Source organism: Lysinibacillus sp. FSL K6-1151 (genome assembly GCF_038630755.1).
GTDB lineage: Bacteria > Bacillota > Bacilli > Bacillales_A > Planococcaceae > Lysinibacillus > Lysinibacillus fusiformis_D.
The window spans coordinates 158,356-181,403 of record NZ_CP152040.1 but is presented as its reverse complement, the minus strand read 5'-3'; the positions used below and the strand labels follow the sequence as shown (position 1 = coordinate 181,403).

Annotated in this window: 23 protein-coding genes; 6 read left to right on the top strand and 17 right to left on the bottom strand. The window is 36.7% G+C overall.

Going from position 1 to position 23,048, the window contains the following annotated elements:
• The first annotated feature begins 22 nt into the window (after positions 1–22).
• Together tatA and tatC are read left to right on the top strand one after the other, a co-directional pair.
• Positions 23–226 (top strand): twin-arginine translocase TatA/TatE family subunit, encoded by a 204-nt coding sequence (gene tatA / locus MHI04_RS00905; protein WP_036125774.1) that lies wholly within the window; start codon positions 23–25, stop codon positions 224–226.
• An 11-nt stretch (positions 227–237) separates the two neighbouring features.
• Positions 238–1,083, top strand: a complete 846-nt coding sequence (gene tatC / locus MHI04_RS00900) for a twin-arginine translocase subunit TatC (protein WP_330493867.1) — start codon at positions 238–240, stop codon at positions 1,081–1,083.
• Between the two features lie 15 nt (positions 1,084–1,098).
• Here tatC and MHI04_RS00895 read toward each other — a convergent pair whose 3' ends face one another.
• Positions 1,099–1,914, bottom strand: a complete 816-nt coding sequence (locus tag MHI04_RS00895; RefSeq protein ID WP_058843756.1) for a metallophosphoesterase — start codon at positions 1,912–1,914, stop codon at positions 1,099–1,101.
• A gap of 249 nt (positions 1,915–2,163) precedes the next feature.
• Between MHI04_RS00895 and MHI04_RS00890 the strand changes: the two genes are divergently transcribed.
• Both MHI04_RS00890 and MHI04_RS00885 read left to right on the top strand, forming a co-directional pair.
• Positions 2,164–5,190: an ATP-binding protein gene (locus MHI04_RS00890; RefSeq protein WP_342535264.1), complete on the top strand. Its 3,027-nt coding sequence runs from the start codon at positions 2,164–2,166 to the stop codon at positions 5,188–5,190.
• A 4-nt stretch (positions 5,191–5,194) separates the two neighbouring features.
• Complete coding sequence (locus MHI04_RS00885; RefSeq protein WP_058843758.1) at positions 5,195–5,890, top strand: response regulator transcription factor; 696 nt, start codon at positions 5,195–5,197, stop codon at positions 5,888–5,890.
• A gap of 45 nt (positions 5,891–5,935) precedes the next feature.
• Here the strand turns inward: MHI04_RS00885 and MHI04_RS00880 are convergent, their stop codons facing one another.
• From MHI04_RS00880 to MHI04_RS00845, 8 genes are all read right to left on the bottom strand, one after another.
• A complete protein-coding gene (locus tag MHI04_RS00880; RefSeq protein WP_342535263.1) occupies positions 5,936–10,522 on the bottom strand; it encodes a cadherin domain-containing protein in 4,587 nt (1,528 codons plus the stop codon).
• Between the two features lie 15 nt (positions 10,523–10,537).
• Positions 10,538–11,062: a tail fiber protein gene (locus tag MHI04_RS00875; RefSeq protein ID WP_058843759.1), complete on the bottom strand. Its 525-nt coding sequence runs from the start codon at positions 11,060–11,062 to the stop codon at positions 10,538–10,540.
• A gap of 14 nt (positions 11,063–11,076) precedes the next feature.
• On the bottom strand, positions 11,077–11,577 hold the full coding sequence (locus tag MHI04_RS00870) for a tail fiber protein (RefSeq protein WP_089933958.1): 501 nt from the start codon (positions 11,575–11,577) through the stop codon (positions 11,077–11,079).
• Positions 11,578–11,592: 15 nt separating this feature from the next.
• The gene (locus MHI04_RS00865) at positions 11,593–12,105 is read right to left on the bottom strand and encodes a tail fiber protein (RefSeq protein WP_089933955.1); all 513 of its coding nucleotides are present in this window, start codon (positions 12,103–12,105) and stop codon (positions 11,593–11,595) included.
• A 133-nt stretch (positions 12,106–12,238) separates the two neighbouring features.
• Complete coding sequence (locus tag MHI04_RS00860; protein WP_342535262.1) at positions 12,239–12,700, bottom strand: GNAT family N-acetyltransferase; 462 nt, start codon at positions 12,698–12,700, stop codon at positions 12,239–12,241.
• A gap of 20 nt (positions 12,701–12,720) precedes the next feature.
• Positions 12,721–13,116 (bottom strand): hypothetical protein, encoded by a 396-nt coding sequence (locus MHI04_RS00855; protein WP_058843763.1) that lies wholly within the window; start codon positions 13,114–13,116, stop codon positions 12,721–12,723.
• A gap of 1 nt (position 13,117) precedes the next feature.
• Positions 13,118–14,254, bottom strand: coding sequence for a hypothetical protein (locus tag MHI04_RS00850; RefSeq protein ID WP_342535261.1), 1,137 nt, complete (start codon positions 14,252–14,254; stop codon positions 13,118–13,120).
• Positions 14,255–14,528: 274 nt separating this feature from the next.
• Positions 14,529–15,581: a LuxR C-terminal-related transcriptional regulator gene (locus MHI04_RS00845; RefSeq protein ID WP_342535260.1), complete on the bottom strand. Its 1,053-nt coding sequence runs from the start codon at positions 15,579–15,581 to the stop codon at positions 14,529–14,531.
• Between the two features lie 99 nt (positions 15,582–15,680).
• Between MHI04_RS00845 and MHI04_RS00840 the strand changes: the two genes are divergently transcribed.
• Positions 15,681–16,385: a class I SAM-dependent methyltransferase gene (locus MHI04_RS00840; protein WP_101966954.1), complete on the top strand. Its 705-nt coding sequence runs from the start codon at positions 15,681–15,683 to the stop codon at positions 16,383–16,385.
• On the top strand, positions 16,382–17,425 hold the full coding sequence (locus MHI04_RS00835; protein WP_342535259.1) for a saccharopine dehydrogenase NADP-binding domain-containing protein: 1,044 nt from the start codon (positions 16,382–16,384) through the stop codon (positions 17,423–17,425). Before MHI04_RS00840 ends, MHI04_RS00835 begins: the two co-directional genes overlap by 4 nt.
• 50 nt (positions 17,426–17,475) lie before the next feature.
• Here MHI04_RS00835 and MHI04_RS00830 read toward each other — a convergent pair whose 3' ends face one another.
• From MHI04_RS00830 to MHI04_RS00795, 8 genes are all read right to left on the bottom strand, one after another.
• Positions 17,476–18,198: an amino acid ABC transporter ATP-binding protein gene (locus MHI04_RS00830; RefSeq protein WP_036125761.1), complete on the bottom strand. Its 723-nt coding sequence runs from the start codon at positions 18,196–18,198 to the stop codon at positions 17,476–17,478.
• The gene (locus MHI04_RS00825) at positions 18,191–18,850 is read right to left on the bottom strand and encodes an amino acid ABC transporter permease (RefSeq protein ID WP_036125759.1); all 660 of its coding nucleotides are present in this window, start codon (positions 18,848–18,850) and stop codon (positions 18,191–18,193) included. Before MHI04_RS00825 ends, MHI04_RS00830 begins: the two co-directional genes overlap by 8 nt.
• Positions 18,851–18,995: 145 nt before the next feature.
• On the bottom strand, positions 18,996–19,790 hold the full coding sequence (locus tag MHI04_RS00820) for a transporter substrate-binding domain-containing protein (protein ID WP_036125757.1): 795 nt from the start codon (positions 19,788–19,790) through the stop codon (positions 18,996–18,998).
• 316 nt (positions 19,791–20,106) lie between these two features.
• A complete protein-coding gene (locus MHI04_RS00815; protein ID WP_036125106.1) occupies positions 20,107–20,466 on the bottom strand; it encodes a Na+/H+ antiporter subunit G in 360 nt (119 codons plus the stop codon).
• A complete protein-coding gene (locus tag MHI04_RS00810; protein ID WP_036125101.1) occupies positions 20,444–20,728 on the bottom strand; it encodes a Na(+)/H(+) antiporter subunit F1 in 285 nt (94 codons plus the stop codon). The genes MHI04_RS00815 and MHI04_RS00810 overlap by 23 nt, the downstream gene beginning before the upstream one ends.
• Complete coding sequence (locus tag MHI04_RS00805) at positions 20,728–21,210, bottom strand: Na+/H+ antiporter subunit E (RefSeq protein WP_036125100.1); 483 nt, start codon at positions 21,208–21,210, stop codon at positions 20,728–20,730. Before MHI04_RS00805 ends, MHI04_RS00810 begins: the two co-directional genes overlap by 1 nt.
• Positions 21,210–22,715: a Na+/H+ antiporter subunit D gene (locus tag MHI04_RS00800; RefSeq protein ID WP_342535257.1), complete on the bottom strand. Its 1,506-nt coding sequence runs from the start codon at positions 22,713–22,715 to the stop codon at positions 21,210–21,212. Before MHI04_RS00800 ends, MHI04_RS00805 begins: the two co-directional genes overlap by 1 nt.
• Positions 22,708–23,046 (bottom strand): Na(+)/H(+) antiporter subunit C, encoded by a 339-nt coding sequence (locus MHI04_RS00795; RefSeq protein WP_036125094.1) that lies wholly within the window; start codon positions 23,044–23,046, stop codon positions 22,708–22,710. Before MHI04_RS00795 ends, MHI04_RS00800 begins: the two co-directional genes overlap by 8 nt.
• Positions 23,047–23,048 lie beyond the last annotated feature (2 nt).

Genomic DNA, 23,048 nt, shown 5'->3' with positions numbered 1-23,048 from the left:
ATATTTAAAGGAGGTAAGGCTTATGGGAGGTCTTGGAGCAATTGGAGTACCTGGCTTAATCATTATTTTGGTCATTGTGTTAATTGTATTTGGTCCGAAGAAATTGCCAGAAATCGGCGGAGCAGTTGGCAAAACGTTTGCAGAATTTAAAAAGTCCACTAAAGGGCTTATGGATGATGAGGACGATTCCGAGAAAAAGGTCGAAAAAAAATCTGATGCTTCGTAGGAGGGGTTCCTATGGATCCATATGAAGACGGAAAAAGAAAATATTTAAGCCCTCTTGATAAACCACAAGCTGAGCTTCCATCACCCGTGGAGGCTTTAGCTGAAATACCTGTAGTAGCAAGTGAAGAAGATCATGTAGCAGATGAACCTCTGATACCTGTTACCTCATTATTGGAACATCTTTCTGAGCTGCGTAAGCAAATTATAAAAGGGCTAACAATTTTCATTTTATTTTTTATTGTAGTCTTTTCGACTATAAATATTTGGTTTCCATTCATAACTCGAGGTCATTCTCTCATTATTTTAGGGCCGCTTGAGGTTGTTAAATTTTATATGACTATTTCTACTACTTTAGCATTTGGTCTTGCAATGCCTTTTCTCGTTCATTTTCTGTGGAGCTTTGTAAAGCCTGGCTTAAAGGAAGAGGAAAGTCGATTTTTAGGTCTCTATGCACCGATTATGCTAGTTCTTTTTTTAATAGGAATAGCTTTTGGCTACTTTGTTGTCAATCCACTTAGCTATACCTTCTTAGTAAGTATCGGAGCTACCAATTTCGATGTTATGGTATCAGCTAGTGAATATATGCATTTTTTAATCATGACCACCGTACCGCTCGGTTTATTATTCGAGTTACCCATTGTTGCTCTCTTTTTATCAGCCATTGGTGTACTGACTGCTGAATCCATGAAAAAAATACGAGGCTGGTCTTATATCGCAATGGGCGTAGGTTCTGCTGTTATCACGCCACCCGATTTTATCAGTCAGCTACTCGTATTAATACCTATGATTATTTTGTATGAAATTAGTATCTATCTTGTCAGACGTACAGAACGTAAACAAATTGAAAGCACTGCGTAAAATTTAACGCAGTGCTTATTTTTTCTTTAATTCCATCACAATAATTTCCGGAAGATTAAAAATGCGATATGGTACTGAGCTATTTCCTAGCCCACGACTAACCACCATTTCAGTCGATCCTGCTTCGTAGACACCAGCTGTATATTTTGGAAACAGCCCCTGTCCTGGCGCAACAAGTCCACCAAGTCCAGGAATACGAACTTGCCCACCATGCGCATGTCCCGAAAATACTAAATCCATGTGATACTTTACATACGTATTAAACACCTCAGGTCGATGTGCCAGTAACAGCTTAAACATATCGTTTGGTAAATAAGCTGTTGCTATGTCTAGCATGTCTGCCGTGGATCTACCCATTAACGGATCCTCAATTCCAACAATCGCCAAGCGCTCCCCGTCGCGCTCTAGTACGGTCGATTCATTGGCCAGTATATGTACCCCTAACGATGACAGCGCCTCATAAATTTCATCAACCTTATTCGTCGCTACTTCATGGTTGCCCAGTACATAATAAACATCCGCTATTTCAACTAGTCCTTTTACTGCCTGTAGACTTTGCTTTAAATCGTAGCGATTGCTATCTATCACATCACCTGTGATAAAGATATAGTCAGGATTTGTATCCTTAACCTTTGCAATCAGTCTTTGCTGATTGTCACCAAAGAGGGCGTCATGTAAATCCGATACCTGTACAATGCGTAGCCCTTCAAAGCTGGCAGGCACTTTTTCTGATTCGAACACATGCTTACTTACGACTAGCCAGTGATTGTTTACGTACAAAAAAATGACTATAAACACAACAAAGCATACACTATATAATAATTTTTTCAATCGCAATCGCTCACTTTGCGGCTACTTTGTTCAGAGAAAACTCTGACTTCCTTATTATAAGCAAAAAACAGAGTGATTGTAAGCATATGCACTATAAATAAATAAAATGCACAAAATCCATCTAAAATGGACTCGTCACAATAGGCATTCACTCACATTTTAACTATTCTTAGTTTACTTTCACATGCTATACTGTAGGTATAATTACATATTATTTCCTTTAAATATAACAAGATTGAGAGAACCATAATGAGAAAGCTAATACTTATTTCTATGGTCATTATTAGTGTAGTGATTATTGGTGTGGCGTCACAGTTACTCAAACATGAAAGAACCGACGCTCCTAAAGCTGTTGCTGGCGTAATAGACCTAAAACAATACGATTTGCACCACAATACAGTAAGTTTAGATGGAGAATGGGATTTCGTCCCCGATAAATTGTTGAATTATTCCGATTTCGATAACCATCATTCCTATTTAGTAGAAGTCCCGTCACAATGGTCAAAGTATACGCTCAATAAAGAAAATTTCACCACTTTCGGCAGTGGTACTTATCGATTAAAAATTTTAATCAATAATCCCGATGATATTTTAGGTATCAAAACAGGGAATATTCGTATGTCCAATGCCATTTATATTGATGAAAAGCGTATTGGACAAAGCGGTGTACCTGCTGAAGAGTCAATATATGTACAAAAGAATGTACCCTATGTTGCTTACTTTCAACCTAATAAAAACGAGTTAGAGCTGCTTATACATGTGGCTAATTTTGATTATGCATCAGGTGGAGGAATTATTGGTTCAATTTTCATTGGAGATCAAGAAAGTATTGGAAAATTAAGAGAAAGCTCTCTTTTTTACGATTTGATAACGATTGCTGCTTTTTTTACAATGTTTATTTATTTTGCTGGTTCTTATCTCTATGCGAGACTCGATATCGAACAGCTTTATTTTTCCTTATTTTGTTTCATGGTCGGTTTATATAGCGTCTCCCATGGTGAAAAAATTTTAATGTCGTTACTCCCTGTTACCTATGAGTTCCTGATAAGAATTCAAATTATTTCGAGTATCGGTACAGGTATCTTCATGCTGTTGTATTTTTACTATGCCCTTCAACAATTTGCTTATGAAAAAATTGTAAAAATACTTTGTATAATTGGCGTTTTATTATTAGCTACGGTTATGCTCCCCATATCCATTAGCTCATACTTACAATTTGTGTACTCTATTTATATTTTTATGAATATCTTTTATATCCTTTATATTCAAATCATTGCTATCTTTAAACGATCAGTAGGAGCTATATATTTATCGCTTAGTTCGATGGCTATTCTCATCTATATGGTCGTAGCTACTTTAAATCTGAATATTAATCTAGAAATCTATTCATTACCACCTTTACTTCCTTTTATTTGTTTAACGATGCTTTCTCTTTATATTTCCCATCGTTTTACTGACTCTTATTTAGAGAAAGGACGAATAACAAGTGCTTTAATGCGAGTAGATAAATTAAAAGATGAGTTTCTCGCAAAAACTTCTCATGAATTTCGTACGCCCTTACATGGTGTAATTGCTATTTCTCAGTCCATGCTAGAGCCTCAGGAAAGCACCACATTAACGATGGAACAAAAAGAAAAAATCTCGCTCATCTTTAATATCACAGAAAAGTTATCACATCTTGTTAATGATATATTAGATTTTTCAAAGATAAAAGAAGGTGAACTAAAACTACGTCTTACTAATGTTGATCTATATTCTGTAACCCATGTCATCGTTGAAATATTGTCGTACATCGGCAATAAAGACGTAAAAATTTATAATTATATTGAACGAGGTAAGTTTCTATTAGCTGACGAAGATAGGCTACGTCAAATTCTTTATAATCTAATTGAAAATGCTGTTAAATACACCAAGCAAGGAAAAGTTGAAATTTCATGCTACGAAGAACATAGATTCCTTGTTATTGAAGTAAGTGACACCGGGCGGGGTATTGCGCCAGAACATTTAGAGTCAATCTTTGAACCATTTCGGCAGTTAGAGGATGCAAGTAGAGGTGCAGGTCTAGGCCTAAATGTGACAAAAGAACTTGTGCAGTTGCATGGTGGAGAAATTACTGTTCATTCAGTTGTAGGTCAAGGAACAACTTTCTACGTTAAGCTACCTATTGAAGCAATAAAGAAAGAGCAGCAAGACAAGGAACATAGGAATAAAATTATACTAACTAAAGAATATTCTCAAGTAACCTTTCCTCATTTTGCGGGAAATAAAGTAGGGAAAAAAATTCTAATTGCTGATGATGACCATATTAACCTAAAAGTATTAATCGATATTCTAGAAAAGGAAAATTACTCTATCATTGCTGTAGACGATAGCCAGCAAGTCTTTGAACAATTAACACTGCATCCAGCTATCGATTTATTAATTTTAGATATTATGATGCCTAAGTTGTCTGGCTATGAGGTTTGCCAGCAAATTAGAAAAAGCTATTCTTCTGCGGAGCTACCAATACTAATGCTTACAGCCGCCATTCGTCCCGAGGATTTGATTGCTGCTTTCCAATCCGGAGCGAATGATTTTCTACATAAACCACTAGATACGGCTGAACTAAAGACAAGAGTTCGAAATCTTATTTTGTTAAAAGAATCTGCTGAAACAGCTATTAAAATGGAGACAGCTTTTTTACAAGCACAGATTAAACCTCACTTTATTTACAATGTGTTAAATTCGATTTTATCGCTCAGTTATTTAGATTTAGATAAAGCACGGACAATGATTACCGATTTTGCAGCATTTTTAAGAAGCAGCTTCTCATTCGAAAATACTAATAGCTTAATTGCCTTAGATCAGGAACTCCAGCTTATACAGGCCTATGTCAATATTCATCGAATGAGATATCCAGAGCAGCTCGATTGGGAAATTCAGATGGAGGAACCATTCAATATATTGATTCCTCCTCTACTACTACAGCCTTTAGTTGAAAATGCTCTTTTTCACGGTTTAAAAAACAAACGAAACAATGGTCGAGTGACAATGAAAATAGCAAAAGAACAGCAAATGATAAATATCCAGATTAGAGATAATGGTATTGGCATGACACAAGAAATGTTAGACAAAATTTTATCAGAAGAACCTTCAGTTCATCAGAGCGTTGGGATTCGAAATATTGCCAAACGTATAAAAAAATATGAGAATGCCACCTTCCGTATCGATAGTGTTGTCGATGAAGGAACAACTGTACAAATAAATTTCCCACTAATCCCGGATGAAAAGAGATGAAAGAATGTTAAAATCGATTATTGTAGACGATGAAATCTTAGCAATCCACTTATTAGAGGCTATGTTAAAGGACAATGAGACAGTTGAGATTATTGGCAAGTTTACAAGTCCTCTAGAGGCTATAGACCATATTCCTAGGCTGAAGCCAGATATTCTTTTTTTAGATATTGAAATGGCTGATATGAATGGCATTGAGGTTGCCAGTAAAGTAGAAGAACTAGCGCAATCAATGGATATTATCTTTATAACTGCCTACGAGCATTATGCTATTGAGGCGTTTGCAGTTCAAGCAGTAGACTATATTTTAAAACCGATTGAAAAAATGCGTTTACTGAAAACCATTGAAAGAATCGCTTTACGAAGGAAGCAAATACAATTACTAGATAGGAAAGATGAGGATATTAGCATCATCGATAATTTTCACTTTCATGTTCATTCAAGAAGAGTCTATATTGAAGATATAGCATTAACATTATCAACAAAGGAATTTCAAATTTTATTTTTTCTAGCACAACGCCCCGCGCAAATTTTCCATCCAACTGAATTGTACAAGCTGATTTGGGCTGAGGAAAGTATTGGACAAACACAGGCATTGAAAGTGCATATTAGTAATTTACGAAAAAAGCTGGAGTTCGCCTCGGGTCATCGAGCAAAAATTGTTACTGTGAGAGGATCTGGTTATCAGTTCCTTTTTGAATAAAGTCAAAAAACACGACGATTGGAATAAACTCGTCGTGTTTTTCATTCATTTTTTTGCCGCTTCTTGAATCTCATTAAATGCCCAATGATTACTCAGAACATCTTTAAATATTGGCGTTTGAAGCTCTGTTGTTACTTGACGCTCAAACAAGTCATTTAATACTTTGACCGCTTCAGCACGTGATAAATAACCATCTGGATTAAATATATCCACCGTCATACCGTTCATAATGCCCAATCCATTGACAGCATTAATTGCTTTAACAGCCCAATGATTGACGCTCACATCTTTGAAAATCATACCTTGTGAGGTAGATTTACAAAATTCTACATTTGGACTGTCTGCGCAATGCCTTTCCACCCACCGAACTGCTACTGTCGCCATTTGTGCTCGTGTAATAAAGCCGTCTGGATGGAAGTTTGTCTCAGTAATGCCTTTAAATAAACCTGCATCCTTCGCAAATTCTATTGCATCTTTTGCATCATGTTGTATTGTATCTGTATATGTCGCCCTCGCTTGGGGAATTGCATTACCTGTTAATTGACGAGCAAACATACTTGCCATTTGTGCTCTTGTAACAGGGGCATTCGGACGGAAGGTACCATCTGGATAGCCTTGAATATAAGGTGTATGTGTAACAGCGTCAGTAGTTGGTTCCTTTACATCTTCCTTTTCTGGTACATAGAGAATAGAGAAAGTAGAGAACTTATTTACCTCAAACTGTAAGCCTGCTATTCCTTTTTGATATTCTACAACCTTCCCACGTACAACCTCTTTTGAGCCATCACTATGCTCGATAAAGATTGCCAAATGAGCTAGTTGTTCATCTGTTAAATCTGTAGGCAACGGCAATGTTAAAATAACAGGACGGTTTTGCATATTTGTTTCAATTGTCATCGGGCGACCAAGCAACTCAACAACTGCACTTTCGACCAATTGCTGAACAACGATTTCCCTTTTGGCTCGTTCTTTGATCTCTAGTTGTTTATCTAGCTCTTTTATAGGAACAAGTCGGAAATAGAGGTCATCATTAAATATTTCCAATGAAGTTTTAGGCACTTCAATTCTAACGTTATCTGTGACAATTTCAAGATGAACTGCACCAGTTTTTAGAAGTGTCACTACATTATTTGGTATGGAAACATGAACTTGATTTACTTGATCCTTCTGGTCTGGAATGATGACCCTTGCTGTATCATTTCCTTGTTCCTTTAATTTTTTAATCGTCTCTGTTGCGCTCTCTGCTGTTAATGTCACTTCATCCTTCATAGTGTTGTCTACATTTTTTGTTCGTTTTATTGTTGTTTTAGAAACTAGGTTTCCATCACCAGACTCAACATCTATTACAATTTCCTCTACTTTGGTTGAAGGTATTGCTGAACCTGGCTCAAGATTTGGTGATGGATCAGTATTGCCACCACCTGTATTATTACTAATCCATTTAGCATAGATCACTGTGTTCGCTGTAATTACATTATCAAAAGTATATGGTGTTGTGTAGGCACTACTCGTATACCAGCCACCAAATGTATAGCCAGCTTTCGTTGGCACTTGCGTCGGCTGACTGGCTTTTCCTCTATGTGCCACCACCTGATTTGAAACGACACTTCCTCCCGCTACATCAAAGCTCACAGTATAATGATTAATTGTCCATTGTGCAAAAAGTGTGACATTCTCTTTAGCCATTTTAAACGTCTCATTCGGCAAATAAGAAGTCCCTGTCCCATCCGCCTTTGTATTCCAGCCTATAAAAGAGTGCCCTATTTTAACGAGGTACCCACCATTTGCAGCTACAATAATATTGTCATTTTGACTATATGTTGCATTATCTTGGGGTGCAGTTCCACCCGTACTACCATTACCATTGTATAAAACCGTATAAGTTAAAGGTGTTATAATTTTTGCTGATGATGATACCCCTTGATCCCCATCTAAAATTAGTAATTCATCACCTTTTGGCTGAACAGTAAAAGTATAGCTTCCTATGCTATTTGTTTGGAACGCGGTAGTAAAATCAACACCTTCATTGATATTTCCAGCTAATACATTCGCTGCTGTTCCAACTGCCGTTCCTTCCTTATACAGAAGCACATCATAGCTCAACGCATTAGGAATAGTCTGCCATTTTGCAATATTTCCATCCCAGCTCAAGCCATTTGTAATGCTTGCTAGCTTAATAACCGTTTGTGTATTGGAATGGCTTGACGGAACTCCATCTAAATATACTAGCCCGTCTCCCTTGGCAGTTACGGTTACTGTATATGTCCCCACTCCAGCTGCACGCATTGCTGGTAAGAAATTATGCGTTGTTGTATCTGCTGATATGTCAACGATACTACCAATCGGAGAGCCATCTTTTAAGAGCTGCACAGCATAGCAAGATTCGCCTGTTATATCTGTCCATGTTGCAATACCATTAGGGCTTAAAGCAACATTGTCTACTTGTTCGAGAGTAGGTAATGCTCTTATCACCGTAAGGGTATATGTTTTGGTTGCTACTCCGTTTTCAGCAGTCACAACAATGGTAATTGTGTTACTGCCTACATTTAGAGGTATTGTGATCAATAGCCCACTTGCAATGGAGGAACCATTTACTGTAAGAGTTGCACTACTATTTGCAGTTGTTGGCATTATACCAATATTTTCAACATTATGAGCCACGTTGATCTGATAATCCAATATACTATCTGTAAAATTTGGACTTAAACTGCCTGGTGAAATAACTAAATTACTTAAATAGGCATTATTACTAGGAGGTAAAGTGGTAAAACTCCATATATTTTTTGCTGTTATGCCAGCTACACCTTGATTGGATGTATCAACGAAAGTTCCATCATCCATCAATACATAATAAGTTGTTGCTTTTATTAAATTATTTGTTAATTGAATTGACACGTTACTGCCATTCACTGTCACATTTGTTGCAGTGGCTTCTATTGTTTCTATTAAATTATTATCTTGATCATAGATACGAAGATGTTTTCCTGCAATACCACTCACACTCTTGCTAAAATTTAGCGTTAGCGTAGGATTAATAGAAGCATTTGTCATATTGTTAACTGGTACGGTTGATACCAGTGTGGGAATCGGAACTTCATTGACATCTGTCACCGAAATAGTAAACACTTTTTCAAAAGATAAGTCGCCTTGATCTGTCACCCTAATCCGTACACTGTAGCTATTTTTTGTTTCATAATCAAATGGACTATTCGTTTGTAGTTTATCCCCAGCTATACTAAAGCCACTATTATCTGTTGACCCAGCACCACCTACTAAACTATACGTAAAAGAGGAACCTGCATCAGGATCAGTGGCACTTAATGTACCCACTTTGGTTCCTGATGGTTGATTTTCTTCTACTGATGTTGGGCTTAATGAAATATCTGTTGGAGCTTCATTGACATCTGAAATATTTATAGTGAATGCTTTTTCATATATATTATTGGCACTATCGGATACTTGAATCCGCACACTGTAATTATTCTTTGCTTCATAATTAAATATTCCTGCTGTTTTTAGCTGATTCCCATCGACGGTAAAGCTACTGTTATCTGTAGCTCCTGTGCCAGCCACTAAACTGTAAGTAAACATTTCTCCAACATTTGGATCAGTTGCGCTAAATGTACCAACAACCGTTCCTACTGGCTGATTTTCTGCTACTGTCAGCGAGCTCAGCACAATATCAGTTGGACGCTCATTTAATTTTGTCACCGAAATGGTGAATATTTTTTCAAAGGTTAATCCTCCATTATCCGTTACCTGAATTCGAACACTATAGCTGTTCTTTGCTTGATAATCAAATGAACTATTCGTTCGTAGTTCATTTCCTACTATGCTAAAACTACTATTATCTGTTGACCCGGATCCTCCTACTAGACTATACGTAAAAGAGGAAACTGCATCAGGGTCAGCGGCACTTAATGTCCCTACTTTGGTTCCTGATGGTTGACTTTCTATTACTGAAGTCGAACTTAATGTTATGTCGGTAGGTGCACTATTTTGCACATCACCATACGTAATCTCTAAGTATGGGCCCAATTCGGGTGCAATTGGATTTTCTGATTTTACAATTACCATATTTTTAGCGTCGCTGCTCAGTAAAAATGTAATCTGTTGTGTATCAATTGCAGAGGGATTTTTCAGTAACTCTTTTACATCAATTGATACATTAATTGGCTCGCCTGACGTATCCTTCAAAACCGATACTTTTTCAGAAGGTATATCTAAATTATTTGGAAAACTACCATCGTTCCAGTTACTTGATCCAACTCTTATTACTAAATCGGAAACTGGCATATCATTAATATTATCATTATCATTTGTAACATTTAAAATAAGGTTTGCCGAAATGATGCTTTTAGTTGTATTAATATTATTAAATTTCACAGCAGCTACACGTGTTTTATTATCAGTAGTCTTTGAAACATCTAAATAAATCTCTTCGTTAATATATTTTTCGAAGTTGCCATTACTATCGTTTAGTGCATTCAACTGTGCTACTGGAAGTAACGGCGGTACTGTAGAACTAGCACTTGCAGGTTGTATTCGTAAGGTTGAGAAAACCATTGCCAAAATGGTTAAAATTATTAATATTTTATATACTGCTGTTTTTATAAAAGATACTAAATCCATTCTCACTCCTCCTTGTTAGGGCTTCTGAGGATATATTCCTTCTAAACAAATAATAAAATTCATTGCTACAAAAGGCTGCATATTATTATGTGGCTGATTTCCTCCTTGTGGCTTTACTATGTCCACTTTCATTGCAACTGGATTTTTCACATTAACATATGGCTTTGCCGAAAGTGCTGACTCACTTCCCCAAATGGCATTAGTGGGGTTGTCAATTCCACCTGCTACTACAGAGGAACCCTGTGCGCTATGTGTATGAATAGGCATTTGCATTTCATTAAGTGTTACTGTGCTCGATCCTATTGATTGTGCAAATGTCCTTGGCGTTAAATTAGGACCATCGCCATAATGCATAGGGGCATGTCCCCTTAAATCAGGTAATTTAAATGTTGTCTTGCCATCTCCACCATAAGTTATGCCGATAATGGAATATAGAGCATTATATTGAGCAATAGATAATAGACTGCCATCACATAATGCCCAGTCCCTCGGAGCATAGTTTCCTGCGAAAATTCTAATTTCACCTAAATACGGATCCATTCTCTAATTCCTCCTTATACTCTACTTGGAAAGATGCCCATTGTTGCGATACAAAAAGATACGCTTAAATAGGGTTGCATATTATTATGTCCTTTATTCTGCCCTGTCATTGACAAAGCAGCTTCATTCATGGCTGTATTATCTTTTTTAGCATAAATATTCTTTCCATTAACTGCACCCCATGTATTATCTTTGGGGGAGGGCTTATCTGTTGTTGATGAATCTGCTGTTATTTGATGTGTATGAGCAGGTATCTCGTTAACTGTCAATGTATGTGTTGCTTCTCCTCCTATTGATCCATAGGCAATCTGATTACCTGAATGTAATGGTACCTTCCCCTGTAAATTGGGAATCGCAAAAATTGTCTTACCATCCCCTCCATATGTAAATCCTAACAATGAAAAAAGTGCAGTATTTGTAGCTACCGGTAAAAGTTGACCATTACAAGGAAGCCACCCATTCGGTATTTTATTGAAACTAAAAAGACGTATTTCTCCTAAAAATGGCTCTGCCATTATACTCACTCCTTTTTATTGAAAATCGGGATAAAGACCATTCGTTGCAATAATAAAATTAATAACAAATGATGGCATAATGTTACTATGAGATTGAGTTCCACCTACATTAGAAACTAACTTGTTATTCATTTGTACAATATTACTGGAAACATTTGTTTGATAGTTGGTGAGGTTTGATACACCCCATGTATTATTAGCTGGTGAATTTTCTGTTGCTTCATTTGCTATATTATTGGCATAAACGCCATGAGTATGTGCAGGTAGATGTTCCTCGGTTAACATAACTGTCTCCACTCCACCTTTACTTGCCCATGGATACTGAGAACAATTATGAATCGGTAATCTTCCACGTAAATCAGGTAAAGCAAAATTCGTTGCACCGTCTCCCCCGTATTTGACACCTATTAATGAAAAAAGTGCCTCATTACCTGTAATAGTTAATAATTGACCATTGCATAGTTCCCATCCTACTGGGGCATATTTACCGCTAAACATGCGAATTTCTCCTATATATTGATCTGACATTATGCAAACCCTCCCTTATTGTAATTTCAATGAATGTTATAAAAACACATTAAACAACACCCGCTAACACATCTTAATGTGCTTCTTGAATAAACTCGACTTTCATATCTACTTTGATGCGAAATATTCTTTCTCACTGCCATGTCATTTTCAAATATATTTCATCTGCTGACGATACTTGAAATCCTAATCTCTCATAAAGATTTCTCGCAGGATTTGTATGAAAAACTTGCAATATAACTGGCTTATTCCCTTCTCTTGCCTTCTGTAGAAGTTGAGTAATTAAAAATGTACCTATCCCTTTACCTTGGTAACTTGGTAAAATTGAAATATCAATAAGATGATGATAATCTGATAATTCTTCCGTTAGTAATCTCCCTACGTATTGTTCACCTACAGCAATGATAGAATGACTTGCCCCTGGAAATTGCTGATGATAGGAAGCTTGCTGTGCGCGCCATTGCATTTCTAAAAAAAGCTTCTTTTGTTCAGCTGACCATCCCCATGAATCTATTTCTTGATTTCTTGTAGATGCATAGATTTCGAAAAGAAATGCTTCATCTTCCTTTGTGATAGATTTAAGCTCTATTTTCATCACATTTGTTCCACTTTCTTTTAAACATACTTATTAGTCACAATGATAGATCTTACAAAGTTATGTCCTTTTTCAGGTAAGTCTTCCCAGCTATCTACATGCAATTGATGTTCAGTTAAGCATTCAGCTCGATTTTTACTTTTTTGAGGTACGTCTAGGACTAGCGAGATTGTGCCATAGGATTTTTCGCCTGATGGGACTTTATCTCGCCATGAACAAGAGCATTCATAACCATTCGGACCCGTTGAAGCTTTTACTCCTAATGCCTGCAATGTTGTATTTGGTGGAATACTAACTGGCTGCTTGTCCTCCTCATCATTGGTATTCCAGATTCCCCATTCCAACTGTGATTGAAAAACTTCAAGCTCACGGTCTGTTGCATTTGTAATCATTAATGAAAATGTCCAAGTCGCCATTTTAGTACTCTCCTCCTGTCGTCACTTTTTTCTTCGCGTTATCCATCACATCATATACATGTGTACGATGTAATACTGCATAATCCCATTCAGATGCGCCAATGAGCGTTGTGACATTATTATTGTCCGTTCGATAAAGAAGAATCATTTTACTAAAAATCCATGGCACAACGTCCATATCCTTATCGCTTGGGGCTTCAAAAACTCTTTCCTTTGATTTTTTTTCAGTTTGCTGTTGCTCTTTTGTAACAGCGTTTAATATATTAAATTTTGCCTTTAATTCCGCCTGTAGTTCCTGCGCTACGCTCGCCTTCACTACTTTTTCTTCAGATACGGAGATCTTTTCAGTAAATTTAAAGGCTGTTTCAATAGTGCTAACCTTCTCCTCTACCACCTTACTAGCAGTAGATAATCCATACTCATCTTTAACTGTAATTTTCCCCTTTTTAGTAACAGTTTCAATCTTAGTAGCATCCGCTCTTAAACAAGTCACCTCTACAGAAAAATACTGTTGCGCTTCACGCTGCTTTAAATAAAGACTATCAAATTCTAAATCATTTACTCCGTCCCATAATATTTTAGAAATATTGAAGAGAGACGTTCGGAATAATGACATTTTTTCAAAATGAACACCACTCGGAATATATTGATTCAGATCTATATCTCTAACATCCTCAATTTCTTTCAATGTTTTGATTTTGGACCAGTCCGTAAACAAATTGTTACTTATTTCTTTTTGTCTCCATTTATCCAATTTGTTAGAAATTCGTATATTTCGAACAAAGTTATGACCATCATGTGTAATATCTTTCCACTCCGCTACTTCAAAATACCCATTTGCTCGACATCTAGCTTCATTAGGATCATTATAGGGAACATTTACATAAAGGCTTATTACCCCATACGGTGCTTGATATTCATTATTTTTATCTTTCCAGGAACAAGAAAATTCATAACCATTTGGTCCAAAAGCTGATTTGGCGCCAACAGCTTGAATCGTTTCTCCCGCTTTAATAGATTGAGGTTCTTTATCCTCTTCACCACCTGTATTCCAATAACCCCAATGCAACTGTGATTCTACCAGCTCTAAATCTCGATCTGTGTCATTCGTGACATTTAGATAGAAAGTCCATGTCATTGTTTGATCCTCCCGTTAATTGAATTTTCAGAATAATTTACATGTAATTTTTTACTATCTGTATCCCATGATGTCGATTATTGTATTTTTATGAGACTTTCTTACAGCTTTAATTATAGTATAGGTTCCATCTATTCTCTATAAAATAATTCCATTTTTTAGGTTAATTTTTCTTAACCTTCACTTCATTATTTAGTTCAATTCAATCAGATTGAAACTTTCCACCTTATCAAAACAACAAAAATCTGCAAAAGGTGCAGATTTTTATTGTTTCCTATTCATTTATTTGAAAGCGAGAGAATATCTTCCAGACTAATTCATTACGGTCTCCCACACCTACTTTTTGAAAGATTAGCTTTAAATGATCTTGTACAGTGTAGCTAGAAATGCCAAGATTATATGCAATCACCTTTGTTGGTATGCCCCTCATCATTTCCACTACTACCTCTTTTTCTCTAGGTGTGAGTTGATAAGCAGTTAGTAAAAAAGCCAACATCTCTTTAGGAGACGCCTCATTTAATAAAATGGCTATTTGCTGCTGTAAATCGGTTGTCATAAGAAAAGACGCTTGGATTGTAATATATCCTTTGTCATGGATAGGCACTAGTAAGGAAATAGGTGTATTGTCTTCAGCCTGTAACTTAGCGCAGGATGCCTGTATGGGCTTGGGTAATTGCCCATCCGACAAGCCCTCATTACTTCTTAAAAGTGCTAGTATTTGAGAAGCCTTCGTACTCATAGATAAAATATGATAATCCTTATCTAAAATAACGATGCCACTCTCTCCTGCTTCTGTTGACAGCTGCTCTTCAATAATCGAATGGTAGAACGCCTTTAATGCCTCTCCCATCACTGGCATGAGTATTTTTATTTGTTCTAGCTCATCATCTTGAAAGATGGACTGTGCATTTTTCATCTTTTTAAAAAGGGTTAAAAAGCCATAACATTGCCCCTGAAACATTAATGCAGCTCGAATTTCGTCGCTAAAGCCATTGGGCACTAATATCTCCCTATAACGCAAGCTCTGACTACTTGCATCACTTAATCGTCCTATACATTGGCCACTTTCCACTAGCTTTCTATAGTTATTCACATCTTCAAATGCATATTCAAAAGTCATTATTTTTTGATGAACATCCTCAATCGATTGCTCTGTTACAGCACCGATCGAAAAAAGGGTTTGCGTATCTGTCACTGAACAGCAATAGGCATCAAAATCAATGAATTTCCGTAATTCTTCTACCATCATTTGTCGATATTGAAATGAATTTTGACTATTTTTTATACATCTCTCTGATATCCTTTGCCAATCAAGACAATTTCTCATAAAACTCCTCCCCCCAGAATTATGGGATAGCACATTCTCCATAAGTATTTATAATTGAGAATAATTATTAATTATATTGTACAACACGGAGGTATAAAAATGAAAAATCCACTACATGATTGGCACAGTCCCATTGTATCTACTTATCAAAATACCATTCGACAAAAAATTATAGGCTATGACCTCATCTATAACATGATGACAGATATACTTCGTGGTCACCCTGTCATTGATAACACTTTAGTAGTAGGTGCTGGCGGAGGTCAGGAACTTCTTACTCTAGGAGAAGCCTTCCCTTCCTCACATTTTACAGCCGTTGATACTTCAACAATCATGCGACAGGCTGCTGATCAGCGCATACAGCAGCTTGATCAAGACCTTCATATTGATTGGTATGAGGATGATGTACTTTCCCTCAGATTCCACCATCCATATGATGTTACTACCTGCCATTTGGTTTTACATTTTATAAAGGATCTCGAACAAAAAAGGGCACTACTGCAAAAATTGGCAACAAGCCTACAGAATGGGGGCGTCTTATTCATTTCTTCTATTAATGCTGATATGACAGACACAATATGCCAACAGCAGCTCAAGTATTGGCGAAATTCCATGTACCAAAATGATATTTCCGAAGAAGATTGGTTACGTTTTGAGCAGTCCTTTGGCTCAACTATTTATCCAATTAAACTTGAATTATTGATTGACTTACTACATGAGGTTGGCTTCACAAAGATTGTTCCCTATTTTAAATCATATTTAGTCGATGCATTAGTAGCCACGAAGGAAGAGGTAAATAAATGAGCAGAGAAAATATTTTAATTGTCGGAGGCTATGGTGAAGTCGGTAGTAAAATGGCAACTATGCTACTCACAAGCTATCCAAACAAAATATGGATTGCAGGTCGAAGCTTTGAAAAGGCAAAACAATTTTGCGCACAACACCATCATCTTGCTAAGCCTATCCAAATGGATGTGTCCAAGACCGTAAACGCTCAGCAATTAGCCAATGTAGCACTTGTCATTATGTGTCTAGAGCAAAAAGATACTGCATTTGCAAATCTCTGCTTGAAGGAAGGGATTATGTATATCGATATTACGGCAAGCTATGCCTTCCTAAAAAAATTAGAGGAACTCCATCCAATAGCTAAACAGAATAATGCAACAGCCGTTTTTAGTGTTGGTATGGCACCTGGATTGACTAATTTAATGGCTATGCATGCTGCACAGCAATTAGCCTCCATCGAGAAACTCCATATTTCTATCCTACTAGGAGCAGGCGATACACATGGAAACGCGGCTATTCTCTGGATATTACACCAACTAAACATTCCGTTTTATAGTTATAAAAATAAAAAAACCACTAATTTTACTAATAGGAGAAAAGTTCCGTTTAAAGAGCTTGGCAAACGTAGTGTGTACCAATTCAACTTCTCAGACCAACATACATTAGCAAAGCATTTCCCTACTATTCCAATCATGACAAGATTGGGCTTTGATGTAGAGTCACTCAATTGGTTCGTATCCTTTTTGCAAAAAAGCCGAATTGCAAAATTGTTAAAATTCAACAAAATACAAACAACACTCGCTTCTCTCATTCAAAAAATAAAAATTGGCTCAGAGGTATGTGGCATTCACGTAGAAGCCATTGGGAAAAAACATCATAAAGAAGCAGTCTTTACATTAGACTTTCTTGACCGTGATGAATCTCTCGTGACAGCAAAAGTTGCAACGGCGATTGCTAAAGAACTCCTGAACAACAAGCATCCCTTTGGAACTTATCATATTGAGGAACTGTTTACACTAGAAACATTACAAGCTCAATTCACATTTTCTTCCCAATAAAAAAGCATTTAGCACTCGCCTATACGGGAGAGCTAAATGCCTCTGATTATTTATAAAACTTTTTCCAAAAAATCCTTTGCACGCTGTGTTGACGGTGCTGTAAAAAACAATTCTGGTGGAGCATCCTCAATGAGCTTACCACCATCAAGGAAAAGAATACGATCAGCAACCTCACGAGCAAAGCCCATCTCATGTGTCACAATCAACATGGTCATACCTGAATCTGCGAGGCTTTTCATAACTGCTAATACCTCTTTTACCATTTCAGGATCAAGTGCTGATGTAGGCTCATCGAATAATATAACTTTAGGGTCCATCGCAAGTGCTCGCGCAATGGCAACACGTTGCTTTTGTCCCCCAGATAATCGGTTTGGATATTCCTGGCGCTTCTCAAACAGTCCTACTTTCTTCAGTAGTTCTTCTGCTTTGTTGATAGCAGCTGTTTTATCTAACCCCTTCACATTGATTGGGGCATATGTTAAATTTTCCAGTACTGTTTTATGAGGGAAGAGATGGAAATGCTGAAATACCATTCCTACTTCTGCACGTATTTTCATAATATTTGTCCCTTTATCCGTAAGGACATCCCCTGCAATTGTTACCTTTCCACTCGTGGGGATTTCTAATAAGTTTAAGCAACGAAGGAATGTCGATTTACCAGATCCTGATGGTCCAATAATGGCGATTACTTCTTGTTCTTTGATTTCTGTAGAAATACCCTTTAGTACTTCATTTTGCCCATATGATTTGTGTAAATCTTCAATTTTAATCACTTTTTCTCATTCCTTTCTCGATTCGTTTACCAAGGAACGTTAAAACAAGCGTCATAAGGTAATAAATTACTCCCGCAAAAAGTAATGGCTCAAGATAACGGTATGTTGAACCTCCTACAATATAGGCACGACGCATAATATCTAATGCACTGATTACCGTCACAACGGCTGTTTCTTTATTTAATGTAATAAATTCATTAACTAAAGATGGTAAAATATTTTTTACTGCTTGTGGAATAATAATATCCTTCATCATTTTTGCATATGGAATTCCAAGTGCTTGTGCAGCTTCCATTTGCCCTTTATCCACTGCATTAATACCAGCACGGATAATTTCTGAAATATAAGCACCAGAGTTTAAACCAAATGCAATAATCGCTGTAGGAATTGGTTCAATTTGAATATCCAGTAATTGTGGTACTGCATAATAAATAATCAATAATTGTAATACAAGTGGTGTACCACGGAAAATCGACGTATAGAAATCAGCAAACCAACGTAAAACATTGACCTTACCAATTTTACATAATGCCAGTAGTATACCTACGATAAAACCGATGATGGATGCACCGATTGCAATTTGAAGTGTAACACCTATCCCTTTTAAAATATAAGGAATAGAGGGAACAATCGCCGTAAAATCTAAATTCACAGCGCTCCCTCCTTTCTTTTTCATCTTGATACAGCTATTGTTTTTTATACAGAAGGTGAAACGTCGAGCATAGAAAACTCTCCTCTCTATAGGGGAGAAGAAAAGCACAAGCGATAGCCCAAATAAGAGCTATCGCACGCTTTAATTATTCAACTTTTTCTAACCATTTTTCTTCTAACTCTTGAATTTTTCCTTCTTCTGCTAATTCTTTTAGTGCTTTGTTAATTTTATCTTTCAAATCGCTGCCCTTTGGAACTGCGATCGCTTTGAAATCTTCCGGTTGTTCTTCTACAGGAAAGGCTTCTAATTGGTCATTTGTTTTTAAATAACCTTTCGCAACGCCACCCTCTAAAATACCTGCGTCTAAGCGTTTAGACATCATATCTTGAATAATCTCAGGGATACGTGTACGTCCTTCTACTGCTACATCTACTTTTTTTGCAATATCATTACCTAAATTTTCTTGAATAGATGCTGTTTGTACACCAATCTTTTTTCCAGCCAAGTCAGCTTCTTTTTTAATGCCGCTATCCTTTTTAACAATGATTACTTGCTCTGTTTCATTGTATTGATCAGAGAAATCAACCACTTTTTCACGATCTGGGTTTGGTGTCATACCCGAAATAACTACATCAATTTTCCCTGCTTGTAATGCTGGTACTAAACTGTTGAAGTCCATATCTTGCACTTGCATGTCAACGCCTATTTTTTCTCCAACTAATTTGATTAAATCAATATCAAATCCAATAATTTCTTCACCTTTAGCTGCATCAACATATTCAAATGGAGCATAGTCAGCTGAAGTACCAACCTTTAATACTTGCTTGTTCCCTGTATCAGTATTAGATCCTGTATCGCTTGCATTATTATCTTTAGTGCCGCATGCTGCAAGTACACCTATAACAAGTACAAGCATTACCATGAATAACTTGTTCTTCATAATCATTGATCTCCTTTTATTTATAATTTATTGTGTATGAGAATTCATTTCTCGAAAATAGTTGATTGGATATTTATTCATACTTAAGAATAAAAAATCTATCTGCTAATTAAGATATACTCTTTTGAAATAATAATCAAGATAAACTAAAAATATTTTAGCGAATTATTATATACATAATTTTCAGATAAGTCAATTTATTTATATTTCAATTGCTCTTTACTATACTATTTTCCGAAAGCACAACAATTATCCCATAAATATTGAATTAAAAATAAATAAAAAAAGACCCCCAATGTAATGGAGGTCCTCCAATTTATTTTTCCTCAGGAAACAACTTTGTCTTTAGCTCGTCCTCTCCAGAGCCTTCTGCTAATGGAACATGCGAACGATAAGCTGCGCGGCAGATTAAATGTCCAGCAACTGGTGCTGTTACAAAGACGAAAAGAATACCTAAAATGAGGCGTACACTGACAAAACCATCATGCACCCAAAAATAGATAAACGTACCTAGTAAACAAGTTAACACTGATAATGTAGAGCTTTTCGTAGCAGCATGTGATCGTGTATACACATCTGGTAAGCGAATCATGCCAAATGCGCTAATAACGCTCACAATTGAACCTATCAAAATAAGGATGACGGCCGCCCATTCAATCATTTGATTTACGTTCAACAATCACACCTCTTTCAATATATTTGGTAAAGGCAATTGTACCAATAAACGCTAAAATACCTAAAATAAGAATGGCCTCCAAATATGCCTTCGTCTTTAAAATAATCGAAACAATCGCAATGGCCGATAATAGATTTACACCAATTGTATCGAGAGCTATGGCTCGATCAGGCATTGATGGACCACGGATGACTCTATACAGCGACAGCGCAATGGAAATACTAAAAAAAGCAAGCGCTAGCAGTAGAATATTGGTAATCATTAGCGTGTCACCTCCATTATTGCTTGTTCAAATTTCCCAATTGAGCGTATGACAGCATCCTTAGACTGCTCAATGTCCATGGCATGGATATAAAAGACATCGCCCTCTTCTGATACTTCCATCACTACAGAGCCAGGTGTTAACGTTAGCAGTAAGGCAAGAGCTGTAATCTCCCAATCGCCCTTAAGTACCGTTTTATACGTGAAAATACCAGGTGTAATGTTAAGCCTTGGAGTAGTTATTTGTCTTATAACGCTATAACTTGATAAAAATAGCTCCCAATTAAACAGCCATAATAATTTTAAGATTGAAAAGACACGTCGCAAATAAAATTGGGTGCCATAAAAGCGATGCATCGCATATAAAATACCCATACCTACAATAAAGCCCATTAAAAATGTCGAAAAATGTGGTGTCACTTCATCCTGTAAAAGTAACCAAAGTGTTGCGATAAATAAATTTAAGATAAACTGCATCGCCATTATTTATTCACCTCACCTTGCCATAAATCACCATCTAAAACAGCATCAATATAAATAGATGGTGTATAAAGTGTTTCCGCTGCATCTGTTACAAAAGGTGCCAATTTTTCAGCCCCAATACCTAAACCGAGTGTACATGCAGCCAATAGTGTTAATGGTAGCAGAATACGTTTTGGTAAAGGTTTTTCATCCTCTATACTAATGATGGTTTCTCCAAAAAAGGAAGAAAGAAATATTCGTAGCAGTGAATACAAAACAATTAAACTAGAGAAAAATCCTAGACCTAATAGAACAAAATTGCCACCTTCTATCGCACCTTGTCCAATTAAAACTTTTCCTAGAAAACCGCTTAATGGCGGTATACCAGCTAAAGAACACATAGCTACAAAGAATAACCATCCAAAAAAAGGATAATTTCGTATAAGTCCACTCATTTTATCTATTAGCGTTTCCCCAGTGACATAAATCATCATACCAATTGCTAAAAACAGCATAGCCTTGGCTACCATATCATGCATTAAATAGTAGACAACGCCTTGCAAGGCTGATTCTGTACCAATCGCTAGACCAGCTACTATAAAGCCAACACCAATCAGCACATTGTAGGAGGCAATCGTTCTGACATCTCGTCCTGAAAGAGCGCCGATACAGCCTGCTATAATCGTGACTCCAGCCATTATGCCGAGTGCCATGTGTGTGACTTCCGTATTGTTAGGGAAAAGCAATGTAAAAGTACGTACAAGTGCATAAATCCCTACCTTTGTTAATAAAGCAGCGAATAAAGCAGCAATAGCAGTTGGTGGTACACTATAGGAGCCTGGCAACCAGAAGAATAATAAAAGTCCAGCCTTCAAGCTGAAGACAATTAAGAAAATAAGCGCCACTGTTGTAATAAGGGGATTAGTCCCTGCCTCCATCACACGAACAGATATATGGGCCATGTTTAATGTACCAACTGTGCCATATAGGAAAGCTAACGCCACTAAGAAAATCCAAGAGGCCACAATATTGATGAGCACGTATTTCAATGCTTCACGCAGTTGAATTTTCTCGCCACCTAAGCTAATAAGTGCATAGGAAGCAAGCAGCATTACTTCAAAACATACAAATAAGTTAAAAATATCGCCCGTCAAAAATGAGCCGTTAACGCCCGCTACCATGAGTAAGGTAAATGGATAAAAATACATTTTTTCATACCTTAACTCCATCGTAAAAATTGCATATAGTATACAAATAACGGCCACAAGATTAGCAACTAGCACTAATAATGTTGCAAATGAATCTGCCACAAATGAAATACCAAATGGCGGAGCCCAGCCACTAAAATCAATTCGCAATATACCTTGATGTTGAATCTCTAACAATAAAATAATGCTAATAATAACAATAAAGCTTAATGTCAATAAGCTGATGATACGTTGTAACATCACATGCTCTTTTAAAAAAACCAGTAAAATAGCTGTAATTACCGGTACAATTAATGGTAAGACAATTATATTACTCATCCGGCGTACCTCTCAATTCATCAAAATTCCCTGAACCATTTGTCTTGTACGCACGATAGCCTAAAACTAAAACAAATGCAGTAACAGCAAAGCTAATCACAATAGCTGTTAAAATTAACGCTTGTGGTAACGCATCTGTATAAGGGCCCTCTGATTCCCCTAATAATGGTACAGCTCCTTTTTTAAGACCTCCCATTGTCAGAATCAGTAAGTGGGCAGCATGTGATAAAACAGCAGTGCCTAATATAACACGCAATAACTGTTTCGAGAGGATTAAGTACGTTGCAACAGCTACTAATATACCTACTAAAACAAGTATTAAAGACTCCATTG